Raw genomic sequence first — 17,119 nt, forward strand, 5'->3', positions numbered from 1 at the left:
AACGAACCGGAGAGCGCCGCCCATGCTAAAGCAGCCACCCCTGACCCATGACCGTCGACAATTCCTACGCCTTGCTACGGTCGGCGCTGGCGCCCTGATGCTCACGGGCGCGTTACCTGCAGCGCTCGCACACGCCTCGCCGGCACCGAAGGCGGCCAATAACCTCAACCCACAACAAGCCCTGGCCAGGTTGATGGAAGGCAACGGTCGCTATGCCGAAGGCGTCACCAAGCGCCATGAATTCATGAGCGAGCGCGAGGCGTTGGAGGGCGGGCAGAATCCGTTCGTAGCGGTCCTGAGCTGCGCTGATTCACGGATTACTCCGGAATACGCCTTCGATACCGGCCTTGGCGACCTGTTTGCCGTACGGGTGGCGGGTAACTTCGTGACCGACGACGGGCTCGCCAGCCTCGAATACGCGGTGGCGGTGCTCCGCACGCCGTTGATCATGGTGCTCGGGCACGACAGCTGCGGCGCCCTTGCCGCCGGGGTGAAAGCCACCAAGGACAACGCCACGTTCCCCGGCAAGATCCAGGGCCTGGCAGACGCGTTCAAGCCGTCGGTGCGCAAGGTCTTGAAAGCGCCTGGCGATCTGCTTGCGAACGCCATTGCGCAAAATGTCAGCGACACGGTAGCGCGGCTCAAGGCCGAGTCGACGCTGCTGGCGGACGCCCTGGCCGCTGGCAAACTGCACATTGTCGGCGGTATCTACAGGTTGCACAGTGGCCGGGTCGAGTTGATCGGCTGACCCTCAACGCCAGTGCCCGGTACTGGCCATCAACCCCACGGCTTGCGCAAAACCCGCCTGGGGTGCGGTGTTCAGCGTGACCAGCCCGACACAGCGGCTCGGCTTCAACGTCGCGGCCCGCGCAGCGATCCGTGCGCCCTGCTGCGCACCGGCGAACACCGCTTCGGGGATGTGCAGCGCATTCATCAGGTCGAGCACATCCTGGCCAAGCACAGCGTCGTCTGCGGTGCGCAAGTACGGCACGATCACCCGAAAGCCCTGGGCAGCCAGCGGCGCCGCCACCTCGGAGAACGCCCTGACATCTGCCCCCAGCAACATGATCGCCCGGCCCTCCTCCGGCCCAAATTGTTCATAACGGATCTCCTGGTCATCGGTGCTCACCTGTTGCACCGCCAACGCCGGCGCGGCCATGACCACCGCCGCCAGCAGCAAAAAACCACGACGATCAAACATGACTGACTCCCACTATTAATTCACTGCCCAGCCAACCGGCCAGGTATTCCCCTGCCTGCATCACACCCGCTTCTTCCCCCAGGCGCTGCACCAGGAACTCACACAGCCCGGCGAAACTGCCGTCGGCCTGCAGCTGTTGCACGGCCAGTAGCTCCAGCGCATTCACTTGGCGTAAACGCGACGTGAACTGCCGACGCCACACGAGCAAGCCCCCCGCCTGTTCCAGCATCACCGCTTCCGGCGCAAGCGCTTCCTGCCACAGCGCCGACCAGATGGCCTCGGCATTGGTGGTCAGGGCGTGGCAGCGCAACGACGGCGTCAGTTGCAACACGGCCGTGTCCCAATCCAGCTCGGCCACGACCTCCAGGGCCAACGGCTGTGCGTCAGCGGCGACAAAGGCCTCATTCAGGGCCGACTCGATCCAGGCCAGCTCATGCACATCCGGGTTGCGCGGGAACACCTCCCTCAAGGTGGCGTAGAAGCCCTCCGGATAAGCGTCCAGCGTCCAGGCGTGGGGTGGATGGTTGTCGATATGGGTGATGCTCGCCGCCAGAAAGGCCTCCTCTCCAACCCAACGGCGCAGGTTGGGAAATGCCTGCTCCAGGCACCCGACCAACTGCGCGCGGTAGTTGTTCTGGTACACCGCCAGGCCGGCGTGATGATTGCCCAGCGACTGCGCGGATTCATCCGACGCACTCACCAACCAGCTGCGAAAGGTGTGCTGTAGCTGCGCCAGGTTCATCGTTGCGCTCCCAACGTGCGGGCCATCGCCAATTCCTGGAGCAGCTCGGCAAGTGGCGGGATCTCATCGTCGCGTTCGATCATGGTCGCCACCGGGCCCAGCCGGGTCATGGCCTGGGCGTAAAGCTCCCAGACGCCGGTGCACACCGGGCTGTCATGGCTGTCGATCAAGATGTCACGGCCTTGACTGTGACCGGCCAGGTGCACCTGGCGCACACGTTCGGCGGGAATCCCCTGGAGAAACGCCAGGGCGTCGAAACCGTGATTGCTGGCACTGACGAACACATTGTTGACGTCCAGCAGCAACTCGCAGCCGGTACGCTGGGCCATGGCCGCGATAAATTCCCACTCGGTCATGGAGGCGCCTTCGAACGCCAGGTAACTCGAGGGGTTCTCGAACAACATCGTGCGGCCCAGCACGTCCTGGGCTTGATGGATGTTGGCGCAGACTCGGTCCAGGGCTTCGTCGGTGTAGGGCACTGGCAACAAGTCATGGGAATTGAAGTCACCGCTGCGCGACCAACTCAGGTGGTCGGACACAAACAGCGGTTCAATCTCGTCTACCAGCGCCTTGAGGCGCTTCAAGTAATCCCCGTCCAACCCTTCGGCGGTGCCGATGGACATGGACACGCCGTGCAGCGCCACCGGATACCGTTCGCGCACCTGACGTAAAATGTGCCGGGGCTGGCCGCCCGCGACCATAAAGTTTTCGGAGATCACTTCGACAAAATCCACGGGCACCGAGGTCTCCAGGAAGTCGCAGTAGTGCTCCTTGCGCAGCCCCAGGCCGTAGCCTGAGAAGTGTGGGTTGGATGTCGACATGGCGGATCTCCGCTAAGAATAAGTGGCGAGCCCGCATGGGGGCTCGCCGGGTGGGTTACTTCGGTTCAGTCAGGGTGCCACCGGCCTTCAGGCACTCGGACGGGGTCTTGACGATCACGCCTTCGCCCTTGCAGCTGTTGAGGCCCTTGCAGTCGTTCTTGGCGGTGGCGCACAGGCTGGTGCCTTTGCAGGTGTTGACGCCGTAGCAGCGGCCGGGTTTTTCCGGTTGGTCGGCGGCGCTGGCAGCGGTGGCGAACGAAGCGGACGCCATGGCGATCAGGGCAGCAGCGGCAGCAAGGCTCAGGCGGGATTTGAGTGCAGTGTTCATGGGTGTTTCTCCGGGGTTGGGGTGAATTACTTGATAACGGAAGCAGCGTCTTCGATGACCTTCGCCACAGCCTCAGGCTGGGAGATGTACACCGAGTGGCTGGCCTTGATTTCGGTAACCTTGGAACCGGCGCGCTTGTACATCCAACGCTGCAGGTCCGGGCTCAGGGCACGGTCTTCGGTGGAGACCACGGCGTAGGTCGGTTTTTTGTGCCAGGCCGCAGCCCACACGGTGCCGCCGAACAAGGCAGTGGTCGCCGGCACTTGGGAGGCGGCCATGAAGTCGGTGCGGTTGGTGGTCAGGTCGGCTGCAAAGTCGGCGTTGAATTTGGTGCGGTCGAAGAACAGATGACCGTCGCGGCTGGCCTTGATGTCATCGCTGGGCGCCGGCATCGAGCCGATCAACTGGGCCATGTTCTCGCCCACTTCCGGCTGCAGCGCCGAGACGTAAACCAGCGACTTGACCTTGTCACGGTCACCGGCAATCGAGATCACCCCGCCGCCGGAGCTGTGGCCCACCAGCACCACCGGCCCGACTTGCTGCTCCAGTACTTCGCGGGCCTCGGCCACATCGGCGGCCAGGCTCTCGTGGCCCTGGTGCACCACGGTGACCTTGTAGCCCTTGTGAATCAGGATGTCGTGCACCACCCGCCAGCCGGAACCGTCGACAAACGAACCGGGCACGATCACCACGCTTTTACCGGTGCCGGGTTGTGGGGCATCCGCCGCCTGGGCCAACATCGGAACGGTCAGGGCCATGGCAATGGCCAGTGAAGAAAGCATACGCATTGGAAATCTCCATCAAAGTTAAGAACGTTTGCCTGAGATCAGGCGGTCCAGCGACCAGGCCCCACCGCCGTACGCCAGCAGCGGCAACAACAGGCCCGCCCAGGTCAGGTGCACCGGCCACGCTGCGGGGTACACAAACACCTCGATCACCAACGTCATGCCCAGCAGCGCGGCGGCGGCCGGGCGGGTCAGCAAGCCAAGCACCAGCAACAGCGGGAACAGGTGCTCGGCGTAAGTCGCCAGGTGCGCGGCCCAATCAGGCGGAATCAGCGGCAAGGCGTATTCCGAACGGAACAGCGTGTAGGTCGACGGCTTGAGTTCAAGTAAACCCGTGACCTTGGTGCGCCCCGACAAGAAGAACACCGCCGCGATCGCCACCCGCGCCACCAGCAACAGCAGGGCTTCGGGGAGCAGGCGCTGGATCACGGTTGCTCCGTCAGGCTGCCGAAGCCTTTAGGGGTCTTGATCTGGGTGCAGGTGCCTTTGTCCACCAGCACCCAGGCGTTGCCCTGGTAATCGGTGGTGGAGGTGGCGGCGCACGAAGTGCCAGCGCCTGCGGCGCAATCGTTGGCACCGGCCAGGGCCACGCCGAAGCATTTTTCCTGGGGCTTGGGTTCATCGGCATGGGCCACGGCCGCGAAGGCGCTGAGGGACAGGGCGAGGGTTGCCGCGAGGGCTGCGTAAGGACGCTTCATGGGGTGAGTCTCCTGGCTTGACTGAGTGTGGCCAGGGCGCCTTGGGGTCGGTGACCGCCTGCGCCAGCTGGTGAACAGAGTTAAAGCCAGGCGTGTATCCGGTCTGTGTCGCGAACGCGATAGAACGTCATGCGGGTGTATCAGGAGGGGGCGGGGATACAGTTCGTTACACAGTCAATAAAACAGTGCCAAAACCCTGGCGTTTTATTCGGCATCCCGAACGACACAATTAGAAATATTCGCCTTTCCGAACGAAGGCCCTATCAGGGCGCCGACGACCGCAAAAATCACCATAAATTTCATACGGTTGTTGTCATGTTTGTTACATGCCAACTGGCATACATTCTGCTTTATCCATGTTTCTGGTAATAAAATGTTTCAGCTCTGAGACAGTCTCATCCCCTGAAGCATGGCCGGCGATCCACCTATAAAAACGCCCCCCAAAGAAGGGTGGCCTTTCCGACCTTTTGATCGACATCAACTTTTCAAGACTGCTGCTGCACATCTGCACCCCAAAAAGGGCGAACGGCCTGATCGCCGAAAACAAGCCCGACTATAAAAAGGACGATTTGATGAGCTCGAGCAAGAACCACGCAGTGTCCTTCCTGGACGCAGACCACCCCGCGCCGGCTACCCCGGACAGCACCATTGGCTTCGGTCCCTTTCTACTCCTGGCAAGACAGCACGTATTGTTGCGCAACGGCGAGCCGGTGACCCTCGGCAGCCGTGCGCTCTACCTGTTGATTGCGCTGGTGACCCGTGCCGGCGAATTGCTGGAGAAATCCGAACTGATCTCGTTCGCCTGGCCCAAGGTGGTGGTGGAAGAATGCAACCTGCGCGCGCAGATCGTCGCGCTGCGCCGGGCCCTGGGTGACGATGGCAACTTCAGCTACATCGTCACCGTGCCGGGCCGGGGCTATCGTTTTGTCGCGCCGATCACCGTGCAGGCCGCCGGTGAAGAGCACCTGCCAGTCCCCTATGTGCGGGTGGATGAGCCCAACCTGCCGACGCCGACCGCTGAAGTGATCGGCCGTGATGCCTTGATCACCAGCCTGGCCGACCAAGTCATGAGCCAGCGCTTCGTCACCCTCACCGGTCCCGGCGGCATCGGCAAGACCACCGTGGCCATGGCCGTGGCGCAACGCCTGGCCAGTGAACTCAACCTGGGCAGCTGTTTTGTCGACCTGGCCCCCGCCACCAGCGGGCAATGGGTGGCCGGCATGCTCGCCAGCGCCCTGGGTATCCAGACGGTCAGCGAAGACCCGCTGCAGGGCGTGGCCGCCAGCCTGGCCAACCGGCGTTTGCTGCTGGTACTGGACAACTGCGAACACGTGCTGCCAGCAATCGCCGACGCCGTGGAAACCCTGCTGCGCAGCGCGCCCCAATGCCATGTACTGACCACCAGCCGCGAACCGCTGCGTGCCGAAGGTGAACGGGTGCACGACCTGGCGCCGCTGCAAGTGCCCGACGCACACGCCAGCCTCAGCGCCCACGAAGCCCTCGCCTGGTCCGGCGTGCGCCTGTTTGTGGAGCGCGTACGCGCCCTCGACCCCGACTTTGTATTCGGTGATGCCGATGTCGCTGCGGCCTGTGCGATCTGCCGCAAGCTCGACAGCAACGCCTTGGCCATCGAGATCGCCGCCGCCCGCGTGCGCACCTTTGGCATCCAGGACCTGGTGGGCCTGCTCGACGGCAGTTTCCGCCTGCAAATGACCGGCCGACGCACTGCCCTCGCCCGCCACCGCTCCCTGAGCGCCACCCTGGATTGGACCTACGCCATGCTCAGTGGCGATGAACAGGCGATGCTGCGCCAGCTCGCGGTGTTCACTGGCTCCTTCACCCTGGAAGCGGTCAAGGCGATGACCGCCAGCAGCAGCCTCGACCCGCGCAACGCCCTGCCCCTGCTCGAAAGCCTGATGGACAAGTCACTGCTGATCGCCGGTGAATCCAAGGCGCTCAAACGCTATCGCCTGCTGGAAACTACCCGCGCCTACGCCTTGGAAAAACTCAGCGAACAGGGCGAAACCACCTCAACCTGCCAACGCCATGCACGTTACGCCCTCGGCATGCTGCAAGAAGCCGGGCAGACCCTGGATGGCCTGTCGCCGGAAACCTGGCTGGCGCTGTACGGCCCGGAAATCAACACCATCCGCGCGGCGCTCGACTGGGCCTATTCGCCCAGCGGCGACTTGCCCCTGGGCATCGAACTGACCCTGGGCGGCGTACCGCTGTGGTTGCGTATGTCCCTGGTCAGCGAGTGCCGCACCTGGGTCGACAAAGGCCTGGCCAGCGACGGCCTCGTCCCACTGCCGTTGCGCCAGCGCATGCTGCTGCAGACCGCTCTGGCCAGTGTGCTGATGCTCACCTACGGCACCGGCAGCGAAATGCGCGAAGCCTGGCGCCAAGTGCGCGAAGACGCCCGCGACCTCGGTGATGCCGAACACAAGTTGCGTGCCCTGTGGGGCCTGTGGACCGACCGCTGCGGCTGCAACCAGTACACCGAAGCGCTGGAACTGGCCGAGCGCTACATCGCCCTGAACAGCAGCGGCAGCCACCAACTGCTCGGCAAGCGCATGCGCGCCGTGGCGCTGTTCCACATGGGTGATCTGATGGGTGCACGGCAGAATATCGACGAAGCCCTCGGCTCACCGTCGGCGCCGCGTTCGCACATCATCGACGTGCACTTCGACCAACGCATTGCCGCCCGTTGCCTCAAGGCCAAGGTGCAGTTGCTCGAAGGCGATGTCGACCCGGCGCTGCGCCTGATCGGCAGTTGCGTGGATGAAGCCATCTCCCTCGATCACCCCGCGACCCTTTGGTACACCTTGTGCCTGGGCGCGATCCCCCTGGCCTTGCTGGCGTCCAACCTGCCGAAAGTGCGCTATTACCTGGGGTTGCTGCAAGACAGCACCACTGGCCAGGACCTGCATATCTGGCGGCAATTTCGCCTGTGCTTCGAGAGCATCCTGCTGATCCGCGAAGGTTCGCCCGAAGCCGGCGTGCCGCAATTGGGCGAAGCCTTGCACCACCTGCAAGGCCAGGGTGACAGCCAACTCTACAGCCTGCTGCGCTGTGAATACGCCCTGGGCCTGGCCCGCCTGGGCCTGGAAAAACTTGCCCTGGAAGTACTGGAAGACACCCTGCAACTGGCCCTCGGTCGCCACGAACGCTGGTTCGCGCCACAGATGTTGCGGATCAAGGCACAACTGACCCTGCGCCAGGCGCACTACGGCTCGGTAGACAAGGCCAAAGTCCTGCTGCGCCAGGCGTGGGTGGATGCGCAATTGTCGGGCGCGCATTTTTGGCGGGCGCAGATTGCGACGGATTTGGCGCGGTTGCAGGAGCCTAAGTTGCGCATCGCCTCCCTACCCCGCTTCCAGCACCGATAGAGACGTCAATCTAGAACGATTTTCTGTAGTGAGCGGGGCTGTTGTGGTGAGCGGGCTTGCCCCGCGCTGGGCTGCGAAGCGGCCCTAAAACCAGACGGCCCGGTTCTAGATGGAAACATGCGGCGACTGGATTGGGGCTGCTTCGCAGCCCAGCGCGGGGCAAGCCCGCTCACCACAACCACAACCACAACTAAAGCCATCCTCAGTTGGAGCTCAATCAAAGCCAAACCGCATCCCACAGCGAGTAATCACCTACCCGATCAACCAACCCTGCCCGCAACGGGTTCGCGATGATGTAACGGGCCATCTTGCGAATATCATCCTCTTCACGCACCGCCCTATCGTGATAGCCGGGCTGCCAGACACGCTCCTTGCTTCGGCGACGACGGTTGATGGTCAGCGTGCTACATGACTTGATACGTCGCACTACATCGGCCAGGGTCTTTTGCTTCAGTTCGAATAGCCAGTGGATATGGTCGGGCATGATGACCCAGGCTAGAGAGTCGATATGACCAAGCTCGTGGGCGTTCCGGAACTCGGCAACCAGCAAACGCCCCAGGAACAAGTCGGTAAATAGTCGTTGTCGGTTATGGACGACGATGGTGATGAGGTAGCTGCGGCCGTGTTCCGAATAACGTCCGTGACGCAGGCGGTGGGATTGAGGTGCTGGGCGCAAATCCGTTGCTCCTGGAGAAGTCCTTGAGAGCATCAACGCTAGCGGCAGATTTAACGTGAGCCCGGCTTATTTATTGACTGAATATATCCGTGGTGAGCAGGCTTGCTGTGGTGAGCGGGCTTGCCCCGCGCTGGGCTGCGAAGCGGCCCTAAAACCAGACAACCCGGTTCTAGATGGAAACATGCGGCGACTGGATTGGGGCCGAAAAGAAAATCGTCTTCAGCGAAGACACCAACCCGCAGATGTTCGAGCAGGATGCTTTGCTCAAGCCCAATGGCGGTGAATACCACGATGTGGACAAACCCTGAAGCCCGACACACCGGGCCCTGCTGCATCGGGCCCGGCTTTGGGAAACCGTCAGTTTTTGTCAAAGCCCAACTGCCGGTAGAGCGTTTTCATGTCGTAGTAGTCGGTGCTCTTCACGATCTCACCGTCCTTGATCCTGATCACGCAGCAACCATCGACATTGATCGTTTTATGGGAGGCGCCATGGCCGAACAGCTCACCCTCATGGGTTCCCGTCATATGCCACTGGATCGTCCCGCCATGCTCGCCAAGGCTGATCAAGTCGCTGATGACCTTGAAATCGGGCAAGGCCTTTCTGATCAGGTCGAAGAAGTCACCCAGCTCGGGCCGTCCTCGCATGGTTAGCCCCGCGGCCTTGTCTTCATAGACAGTAGCCTCTGAAAAAATCCCGAGAAAATCGGCTTTGGAGGTGCCAGACCAGAGGTCAGCCCATTTCTGAATCAATTCACGATTTGTATCTGTCATGGTGAAACTCCCTTGAGCGCAGGAGGCGGAGCAACGGTAATCTCCCGTCGACCCCACCGTTCATTACGCTGACAGATACAACCTCAGCTCCTGCCGAGCAGATACTTCCTCTGTAACAAAAGCGTTCAACAAGCGTAGCCCGGCCACTGCCTAAATCAACCGCGCGGCCACCAACCAATCCGCCATCGCCTGGAACGACGCATCCGGCACCGGGTCGCCGGGCACGGTTTTGCGGGCAATCTCCGCGGCCAGTGCCTTGTCCGGCGCGTGGGGAATGCCCAGGTCATAGGCCTCCTGCAACATCAACAACGCCTCTTCCGGCGAGGCCCGGCAGACAATCACCGGCACCGGCGTTTCCCCGCGCACGTAACGCACGCCAATCACCCAGCCATCGGTGGTGCCGATCATCATCGACGCGCGGCTCAAGCCGAGCTTGGTGGCCAAGGCCTGCATTTCATTGCGCTGGCGCCGGCGTTCGCTCTTGATCAGCGGGTCGCCGTCGATGTCCTTGCGTTCGCGCTTGGTTTCGCTGCGGGTCATCTTCATGTCGCGACCGAACAACCAGCGCTGCATCATCACGTCCACACCACCCACCAGGATGAACGCGCAGAGCACGGTGAATACCAGCGGCTTGAGTACCAGGAAAAACGTCGACTCCATGCACTCGGCGCCGCAACGCGACGACTCCATCAAGGCCTGCAACGCATGCCTGCCGACCACGTAGAACGCGATCGCCAGCACCTGCACCTTGATCAGGCCCTTGATGAACTCCACCAGGTTGCGCAGGGCGAAGATCTTCTTCATGCCCTCCGCCGGGTTGATGCGCTTGAACTCGGGCTTGATCGGGTCGGTGGAGAACACAAAACCGCGCATCGTGATGATGTTGGTCAGGATCACCACGCCGGTGGTCACCGCCATCACCGGCAACGTGATGCCGATCACCAGTTGCTCGGCATGGTCGAGCACCCGTGGCCATACCGTGGCAAACGGCTCGATGTAGATCTGCGCGGTGAGGTCGATCAGCGCCGTGACCTGGGCCTTGGCGCGGGGTGCGAGGATCGAGATGCACAGCGTGCAGAACAGGATGACCATGCCCGACACCAAGTCCTGGCTCTTGGCGACCTGGCCTTTCTTGCGCGCGTCCTGGAGCTTCTTGTCCGTGGCCGGCTGGGATTTCTCTTCGCTGGTATCGGCCATGGGCTACTCCATGCCGGCCAGGGTCTTGAGCAGTTCGACGGTGCCGCGAAACTCCGCCAGTTGATCAAGCATCATGGGGATCAGGAAGCCGATGTAGATCACCATCAGGATCGTGAAGAACAGGTTCTTCACCGGCAACGACAAGTCGAAGATGTGCAGGTTCGGCGCCATGCGTGACAGGTAGGCGAGCATCAGGTCCGTCACCAGCAGCGCGATCAACAACGGCGAGACCATCAGCACGCCGACGCGCATGATCTGGTCGAGAATCGACAACACCGCCAGCAAAGCCGAGCTGGCGAAGACCGGGGTAAACGAGGTGACCGGCCAGAGTTGATAGCTGTGGTAATACCCGTCGACCATCAGGATGAACCCGCCGGACATGAAAAACAGCGTGATCAGCATCACGGTGAGCAGCGTCGCCATGACGCTGGACTCCCCGGACGACAACGGGTCCACCAGTTGCGCCATGGTCGAGCCGCGCTGCAGGTCGATCAATTCCCCCGCCACTTCAGCGGCCCAGAACGGAATGCCGAACAGCAGGCCGATCAAAATGCCGATCAGGAATTCCTTGATCAGCAACCCGGCGATAAACACGCTGCCGTGTTCGGGCATCGAGGTCAGCGCTTCGAACACCGGGAAAAACATCGGGATGGAAATGGCCACGGCCACACAGCCGCGAATCATGCCGGTGAGGCCGAGGCGGTTGAACGCCGGGGTGATCACCACCACGCCCATGGCGCGGCAGGCGGCGAGCGAGGCGGAACTGATCACCGGGTAGGCGACCTCCAGGAACTGCGCGGTCAGGCTGGCATCCATGGGCGGTCAGCGCGTCCACATCGGGAAATTGTCCAGCACCTGGCCACCGAGTTCCGCCACTTGCCCGGCGAGAATCGGGCCCAGAAACACGATGGTCAGCAGCACCGCCACCAACTTCACCACCTGCGGCAGGGTCTGGTCCTGGATCTGCGTCAGCGCCTGAAACAGGCCCACGCTCAAGCCCACGATAATCGCCACCCCCAACGCCGGCGCGGAGAGCATCAGCACGGTCATCAGTGCCTGTTTCATCAATGACAGGAATACGTCCTGGCCCATGGGTCGTGCCTCAGCCATAACTCAGAATCAAACCGTGCATCAAGCGCGACCAGCCGCTCAGGGACACGAATAAAAAGATCTTCAGCGGAATGGAGATCAGGTTCGGTGAGACCATCGACATGCCCATGGCCATCAGCACGTTGGACACCAGCAAGTCCACCACCAGGAACGGGATGTACAACAGAAAGCCGATCTCGAAGGCGCGGGTCAGTTCCGAACTGACGAACGCCGGAATCAACACCACCAGGTCATCATCGCGCAGGTCGGCACGGGCTTGCGGCGACCAGATAGTCTCGGTGGCCTGCACGAAAAAGCCGCGCTCGGATTCATTCGCAAAGCGCTTCAGGTGCGCCTGCAACGGCGGACGCAAGGCGTCTCCCAGGTCCTTGAGTTGCTCCACATGCTCGATGTTGAGGTCGCGCCCCTCCACTTGCCGGTACATGTCGCCAATCAACGGCGTGGTCACGTACACCGACAGAATCAGCGCAATGCCGTACAACACCAGGTTCGGCGGGGTCTGTTGCACGCCCAGGGCGTTGCGGATCAGGAACAGCACCACCGAGATCTTCATGAAACCGGTGAGTGTCACCACCGCCAACGGGATCAGCCCGATCGTCGCAACGACCAGGATGATCTCGATCAGGTTCGGCTGATAACCGGTCATGGGGTGGCGAAACTCAGCAGACGCACGCCCAAGCCGTCACCAATTTTCACCAGTTGGCCCTGGCCGACGCGGCGGCCGTTGACCATCAGGTCGACGCTGTCGACGCCCGGCGTATTGAGCTGCAACAGGCTGCCCGCGCCGAGTTCGCGCAATTGCGCCAGGGTCAGCTCCAGCGTGCCGACCTGGCACACCAGTTTCAACGGCAGGTCATCCAGTGTCGCTGCGGCATCAACATCAGTCATGGGGTTCTCCGGTTCCACAAAGGGGGCTCTCAAGGCTTCCTGCAGGCGTAGGACTTCACCCTGGTATTGGCAGCGCGCCTGCAGGCGGCCGTCGAGGTCGAGCAGCAGGCCAGGGCCTTGTTCCAGCATCAGCACATCGCCGGGGCGCAGGCTGCGCAGTTCGCCGAGGCTCAGCCACTGCCGCCCCGCCACCACCGCGAGGGTCTGGTGCAGGGCCAGCAACGGCTCGGGTTCGGGCTGGGCGTACTGCGCCAGCAGCTGCGCCACCCGCACGGCGGCGCTTTCGCTCAGGTCCAGTTGGGCGCTCATTGGCGGCTGGTTGGCGAAAGTCAGCTCCAGCGCTACGTGCACGGCAAACGGGTCTTGGCCTTCGCCCGCGTCGAGCAACTGCACCGGGTGGCCGAGCAACGGTTCCAGGGTCTCGATGAGGTCGAGCAGCGCCAGTTCCAGCAACAGCGAACGCGGCAGTGCAGGCAAGGCCTGCACATCGAATGACAATGCCAGCGGCAGCAACAACTGTTCCATCGTTGCGGCGGACAACCGCAGGCGCACGGGTGCACGGCCGAGTGACAACAGCACGTCACGCGGTGCAGTGAGGGCTTGAGGCTCGGCGGCCCAGCTCACACGCAGGTCCTGCCCGGCGCAACGGCCTTGCCAAGGACGGTAACGGCGGTGCAACGCGTTATGCAGGGCCAGCAACGCTGGGTCGAAATGGGTCAGCCAGGGCGACAACGGGTCGGCAAGAGCTGCGATCATGTGCCGACGCCTTCGTCACGCAGCTCGCCAACACGGCGCTCATCGCTCTCACGGCCTTCGAGCAGGCTTTGCCAGGCGTCGGACTGACGCTGGCGGCTCAGCCGTTCCTGGCGGAACAGATCGCGCTCACGCTCCTGGCTTTCAAGCGTGGTGGACACGTGGGTCACGTCGTTTTCCAGTTGCTGCTGGTCGTCCGAAAGGCCGCGCAACCGATCCTGGGCCGCCTGCCAACTGGCCACCGACAGGCCTTCGGTGAGCGAGGCATACACCTGCCGCGCTTCCTCGGCGATGGCCTCACGGTGCAGGCGCAATTGCTCCTTGGCGTCGGTGAGCACGCCGTGGGTTTGTTCGCAGCGTTGTTGTTGAGCGGCCAGTTGGCTGGCGGCGCGTTGTTCACGCAAGACCCGCAGGGTTTGCAGCGTGCGCAGTTGCTCGGTTTTCATTGGGTTTGCTCCTTATTCATGCCAACACCCGGCGCATATGGGCCAGGGTCTGTTCCAGGTTGCTCGGCTCGCCTGCGTTCTGGCGCAGGAAGGCTTCGATGGCGGCGTGGCGGTTAATCGCTTCGTCGGCCAGGGGGTCGCTGCCGGGGGAGTATTCGCCAACGCGGATCAGCATTTCGATCTCGCCGTACCGCGCCATCAATTCGCGGATGCGCATCGCCAGGCGCTTGTGTTCTTCATCGGCGACCTGCTCCATCAAACGGCTGCGGCTGCGCAACACATCCACCGCCGGGAAGTAGTTGCGCTGGGCCAATTCGGCGCTGAGGACGATGTGCCCGTCGAGGATCGAACGGGCTTCCTCGGCCACCGGATCGCTGGCGGCATCCCCCTCGGTGAGCACGGTGTACAACGCGGTGATGCTGCCGGTTGGGCCTGGGCCGGCGCGTTCCAGCAGGCGCGGCAAGGCCGAGAAAAACGACGGCGGATAACCACGCCGCGTCGGCGGCTCGCCCACCGCCAGGCCAATCTCGCGCTGGGCACGGGCGAAGCGGGTCAGGCTGTCCATCAACAGCAACACGTTGCGGCCCTGGTCGCGGTGGTATTCGGCCAGGGTGGTGGCAACAAACGCCGCGCGCACCCGCTCGGCCGCCGGGCGGTCCGAGGTGGCAACCACCGCCACGGTGCGCGCCCGGGCCTGGGCGTCGAGCTGCACGTCGAGCAGTTCGCGCACTTCCCTGCCCCGCTCACCGATCAGGCCGATCACGATCACATCGGCTTCGCTGTTGCGAATGATGCTGGCCAGCAACGACGACTTGCCCACGCCAGGCTCACCAAAGATACCCATGCGTTGGCCCTGGGCCAGGGTCAGCAGGCCGTCGATGGAGCGAATGCCCAGCGCCATGGAGCGCACGATCAACTGCCGGGAAAACGGTGCCGGGGGTTCAGCGTGCAGCGGGTAATGCTGCAGGGCCACGGTCGGCGGGAGGCCGTCACCGTCGAGAAAATCGCCCATGGGGCTGATCACCCTCCCTAGCTGAGCATCCCCCACTGCCACGCCCAGGGTTTCGCCGGTGGCGGTGATTTGAGTGCGGGTGGACAGCCCTTCCATGGAGCCGATGGGGGACAGGATCGCCTCGTCACCGTCAAAGCCGATCACCTCGGCGCTCAGACTGCGGGCGCTGCCCGGATCACGCAGTTGGCACAGCTCACCGATGCTCGCCCCGGCCACGCTGGCCCGCAGCAACACACCGCGAATGCTCAACACCGTGCCGTGCATAGGGCGCAAGCGTGCCTGGGCCAGGCGCCCGCAGAGGCGAGGCAGCAGCTGTTCCAGGTTCATGCCACGCCCTCTTCGGCGAAAGGCAACAGGCTGCGCCGCAGGTTTTGCAACTGGGCCTCGAGGCCCAGTTCAACTGAACCGGCCGGGCTGTTCAGCCGCGCCTGGCCAGACTGCAACTGATCGTCTGCATCCACTGCAATGGCCAGCCCTTCCAGCTTGAGGCGTTGGCGCAACGCGTCGACCTCCACTGGCGCCACCCACAAGGTCAACGCCTGGTCCTGGCGGAACGCGCTCAAGGCCTGGCGGGTACTGCGCACCAAGCGGTCGGCGTTGTCCAGTTCGCCCAGCACTTCACGCACGATGCCCAGCGCCAGGTCGGCGAGGGAGGCTTCCAGGCTGCTCAAGTAGTGCTGCACCTGGGACTGGGTGTGCAGCAGCAATTGCGCAACCTGTTCAGCCCCGGCTTGGCGGGCACTTTCGAAGCCTTCGGCGCGGGCGCTGCTCAGCCATTGTTCGCTGTCGGCCTTGACCTGTTCGGCCTGCTCCTTGGCCGCTTGCAGGAAGGCAAACCCGTCGCTCCATAACGCGGCATCGTCGGCGCGCAGGATGCGTGCAGTGGGACGGCTCGGCAATTCGCTCATGGCATCATCTCCTCGGCCAGCAGGCACGCGGCGGCGGCCTGGACGATTTCCAGGTCACGCGGCACTCGGGCGCTATGGCCCTGGGGGAAGGCAAAGCGCAAACGCAACCAGCCCTGCCAGTCGGCATGCTGGGCGTGCAACCAGGCGGCGACACAGCCTTGGCCGTCGCGGTCGATGGCCTCGATCAATTCGCTCGGATCGCGCAGTAAATCCGCTGCGCCGCCGAGTTGGCGCAAGGCCAGGGCTGAGACAAAGACTTCAGCACCCAGGCCCTCGCGCAGCTCATTGACTACCTCGCGGCGGATCTCCCGGCTCAGGGTCGCAGCATGCCAGATCGCCCCGCAGAGCCTCGGCAAGCGGGCGAACTGCGCGGGCGACAGCAGCAATACCGACAGGTCCGCCGCCAACGGCGTGACCAGTTGGTCCATGGGCGCCAATTGATAATGGCGGACCAGCAGCTGTTCCAGGCGCTGGCGAAAACGCGGCTGCCCGTGCATCGCCCGCAGCACGGCGTCCGGCAACTCATCGGCAAAACACGCGCCCAGGCTCGGCCCGCGTATGAACTGCAACGGCTCGGCGATCAGCCCCTGCCAGCGCTCGAACAGACTCATTCACCCTCCTTGAGCACATACAGCGCCTGGGACTGGCGACGCACCCATTGCTGACGGGCCAGCACCCCGACAGCGCCGAAGGCGATCAATAACAAGGCACCCAACATCAGCCGCGCCTGGGGCAGGTTGTCTTCCAGCAGCCACAGGCCCATGAAGCGGGCCAGGCGCGGCTGTGCCGGGTTGTTGCTGATGGCCACGGCGGCCTTGATCGCGGTCACCGAAACGCCGTCGTAGCTCAGCCCGGAAATACCGTTGGCCACCAGGGTCTTGATCTTTGGAATCAGCGTATTGATGTCGGTGCCTGGGTCGTAACGCACCAGCACCGACGCCGAAGACGGTGAAATCACGCGTTTGAGCAAGTCGTTGTCCGGCAACACCACGTGCACGCGAGCGGCGACGATGCCGTCGATCTGCGAAACCGAGTGCGACAGTTCTTCGCTCAGCGCATAGATCATCTGCGCCCGCTCCTGCACCGGCGACGACACCAGGCCATTGCCCTTGAACACCTCGCCCATGTTGGAAAAGCTCTGTTGTGGCAGGCCGGCGTTGTCGAGCAGGGTCATGGCTTCGGCAAAGCGCGACTCATCGACCACCACCTTGAGCTGGCCGTTGTCCTGGGCCTTGCGTTCCGCCGGGATGCCACCGCGCAGCAGCACCGCGACCATGGCGTTGGCGTCGCGCTCGCTGAGGTTGGTATAGAGGTCGGTGTTGCACGCTTGCAACAGGCTGGCGAGCAGGCCGATCAGCAGCAGGCGCAAGACGCGGTTGGGGCTTGGCATGGCG

The 17,119-nt window shown here is 63.2% G+C and carries 22 protein-coding genes; 3 read left to right on the forward strand and 19 right to left on the reverse strand.

The genetic code is table 11. From position 1 onward, the window contains the following. The first annotated feature begins 22 nt into the window (after positions 1-22). A complete protein-coding gene (locus RB216_RS17720) occupies positions 23-748 on the forward strand; it encodes a carbonic anhydrase (RefSeq protein WP_028616817.1) in 726 nt (241 codons plus the stop codon). 3 nt (positions 749-751) lie between these two features. Here the strand turns inward: RB216_RS17720 and RB216_RS17725 are convergent, their stop codons facing one another. The 7 genes from RB216_RS17725 to RB216_RS17755 are packed head-to-tail and all read right to left on the reverse strand — an operon-like array spanning position 752 to position 4,575. Then, positions 752-1,201, reverse strand: coding sequence for an alpha/beta fold hydrolase (locus RB216_RS17725; RefSeq protein WP_028616818.1), 450 nt, complete (start codon positions 1,199-1,201; stop codon positions 752-754). Beyond that, positions 1,194-1,943, reverse strand: a complete 750-nt coding sequence (locus tag RB216_RS17730) for an HvfC/BufC family peptide modification chaperone (RefSeq protein ID WP_308907669.1) — start codon at positions 1,941-1,943, stop codon at positions 1,194-1,196. The genes RB216_RS17725 and RB216_RS17730 overlap by 8 nt, the downstream gene beginning before the upstream one ends. After that, complete coding sequence (gene bufB / locus RB216_RS17735) at positions 1,940-2,764, reverse strand: MNIO family bufferin maturase (RefSeq protein WP_068935052.1); 825 nt, start codon at positions 2,762-2,764, stop codon at positions 1,940-1,942. Before bufB ends, RB216_RS17730 begins: the two co-directional genes overlap by 4 nt. A gap of 55 nt (positions 2,765-2,819) precedes the next feature. Next, the gene (gene bufA2, locus RB216_RS17740; RefSeq protein WP_038850270.1) at positions 2,820-3,092 is read right to left on the reverse strand and encodes a BufA2 family periplasmic bufferin-type metallophore; all 273 of its coding nucleotides are present in this window, start codon (positions 3,090-3,092) and stop codon (positions 2,820-2,822) included. Between the two features lie 26 nt (positions 3,093-3,118). Further along, positions 3,119-3,880 (reverse strand): alpha/beta fold hydrolase, encoded by a 762-nt coding sequence (locus RB216_RS17745; RefSeq protein ID WP_010209550.1) that lies wholly within the window; start codon positions 3,878-3,880, stop codon positions 3,119-3,121. An 18-nt stretch (positions 3,881-3,898) separates the two neighbouring features. After that, positions 3,899-4,306 carry a DoxX family protein gene (locus RB216_RS17750; protein ID WP_028616822.1) on the reverse strand — a complete coding sequence of 136 codons (408 nt, stop codon included), beginning with the start codon at positions 4,304-4,306 and terminating at the stop codon, positions 3,899-3,901. Beyond that, positions 4,303-4,575 carry a BufA1 family periplasmic bufferin-type metallophore gene (locus RB216_RS17755; RefSeq protein WP_010209548.1) on the reverse strand — a complete coding sequence of 91 codons (273 nt, stop codon included), beginning with the start codon at positions 4,573-4,575 and terminating at the stop codon, positions 4,303-4,305. The genes RB216_RS17750 and RB216_RS17755 overlap by 4 nt, the downstream gene beginning before the upstream one ends. Positions 4,576-5,147: 572 nt before the next feature. Between RB216_RS17755 and RB216_RS17760 the strand changes: the two genes are divergently transcribed. Continuing rightward, on the forward strand, positions 5,148-7,964 hold the full coding sequence (locus RB216_RS17760; RefSeq protein ID WP_308907670.1) for an ATP-binding protein: 2,817 nt from the start codon (positions 5,148-5,150) through the stop codon (positions 7,962-7,964). Between the two features lie 217 nt (positions 7,965-8,181). Here RB216_RS17760 and RB216_RS17765 read toward each other — a convergent pair whose 3' ends face one another. Beyond that, positions 8,182-8,640: an REP-associated tyrosine transposase gene (locus tag RB216_RS17765; RefSeq protein ID WP_236318423.1), complete on the reverse strand. Its 459-nt coding sequence runs from the start codon at positions 8,638-8,640 to the stop codon at positions 8,182-8,184. Between the two features lie 173 nt (positions 8,641-8,813). On the opposite strand from RB216_RS17765, the gene RB216_RS17770 reads away from it, so the two are divergent. Further along, positions 8,814-8,948, forward strand: coding sequence for a hypothetical protein (locus RB216_RS17770; protein WP_268964204.1), 135 nt, complete (start codon positions 8,814-8,816; stop codon positions 8,946-8,948). Between the two features lie 49 nt (positions 8,949-8,997). Here RB216_RS17770 and RB216_RS17775 read toward each other — a convergent pair whose 3' ends face one another. From RB216_RS17775 to sctJ, 11 genes are all read right to left on the reverse strand, one after another. Next, a complete protein-coding gene (locus tag RB216_RS17775) occupies positions 8,998-9,411 on the reverse strand; it encodes an ester cyclase (protein ID WP_032864182.1) in 414 nt (137 codons plus the stop codon). Between the two features lie 150 nt (positions 9,412-9,561). Next, positions 9,562-10,608: an EscU/YscU/HrcU family type III secretion system export apparatus switch protein gene (locus RB216_RS17780; protein ID WP_308907671.1), complete on the reverse strand. Its 1,047-nt coding sequence runs from the start codon at positions 10,606-10,608 to the stop codon at positions 9,562-9,564. Positions 10,609-10,611: 3 nt separating this feature from the next. Further along, positions 10,612-11,424 (reverse strand): type III secretion system export apparatus subunit SctT, encoded by an 813-nt coding sequence (gene sctT, locus RB216_RS17785; protein WP_016978389.1) that lies wholly within the window; start codon positions 11,422-11,424, stop codon positions 10,612-10,614. A 6-nt stretch (positions 11,425-11,430) separates the two neighbouring features. Next, complete coding sequence (locus RB216_RS17790) at positions 11,431-11,700, reverse strand: EscS/YscS/HrcS family type III secretion system export apparatus protein (RefSeq protein WP_016978390.1); 270 nt, start codon at positions 11,698-11,700, stop codon at positions 11,431-11,433. A gap of 10 nt (positions 11,701-11,710) precedes the next feature. Beyond that, a complete protein-coding gene (gene sctR, locus RB216_RS17795; protein ID WP_016978391.1) occupies positions 11,711-12,364 on the reverse strand; it encodes a type III secretion system export apparatus subunit SctR in 654 nt (217 codons plus the stop codon). Then, complete coding sequence (gene sctQ / locus RB216_RS17800; RefSeq protein ID WP_308907672.1) at positions 12,361-13,362, reverse strand: type III secretion system cytoplasmic ring protein SctQ; 1,002 nt, start codon at positions 13,360-13,362, stop codon at positions 12,361-12,363. Before sctQ ends, sctR begins: the two co-directional genes overlap by 4 nt. After that, complete coding sequence (locus RB216_RS17805) at positions 13,359-13,805, reverse strand: hypothetical protein (RefSeq protein WP_016978393.1); 447 nt, start codon at positions 13,803-13,805, stop codon at positions 13,359-13,361. Before RB216_RS17805 ends, sctQ begins: the two co-directional genes overlap by 4 nt. 16 nt (positions 13,806-13,821) lie before the next feature. Beyond that, positions 13,822-15,144 (reverse strand): FliI/YscN family ATPase, encoded by a 1,323-nt coding sequence (locus tag RB216_RS17810; protein WP_122555270.1) that lies wholly within the window; start codon positions 15,142-15,144, stop codon positions 13,822-13,824. Beyond that, complete coding sequence (locus RB216_RS17815) at positions 15,141-15,725, reverse strand: FliH/SctL family protein (RefSeq protein WP_028616829.1); 585 nt, start codon at positions 15,723-15,725, stop codon at positions 15,141-15,143. Before RB216_RS17815 ends, RB216_RS17810 begins: the two co-directional genes overlap by 4 nt. Then, on the reverse strand, positions 15,722-16,336 hold the full coding sequence (locus RB216_RS17820) for a type III secretion protein (RefSeq protein ID WP_068931654.1): 615 nt from the start codon (positions 16,334-16,336) through the stop codon (positions 15,722-15,724). The genes RB216_RS17815 and RB216_RS17820 overlap by 4 nt, the downstream gene beginning before the upstream one ends. Continuing rightward, positions 16,333-17,115, reverse strand: a complete 783-nt coding sequence (gene sctJ, locus RB216_RS17825; RefSeq protein WP_028616831.1) for a type III secretion system inner membrane ring lipoprotein SctJ — start codon at positions 17,113-17,115, stop codon at positions 16,333-16,335. The genes RB216_RS17820 and sctJ overlap by 4 nt, the downstream gene beginning before the upstream one ends. Between the last annotated feature and the right edge of the window lie 4 nt (positions 17,116-17,119).

The sequence above is a fragment of the Pseudomonas canadensis genome (assembly GCF_030980095.1).
Lineage (GTDB): Bacteria > Pseudomonadota > Gammaproteobacteria > Pseudomonadales > Pseudomonadaceae > Aquipseudomonas > Aquipseudomonas canadensis.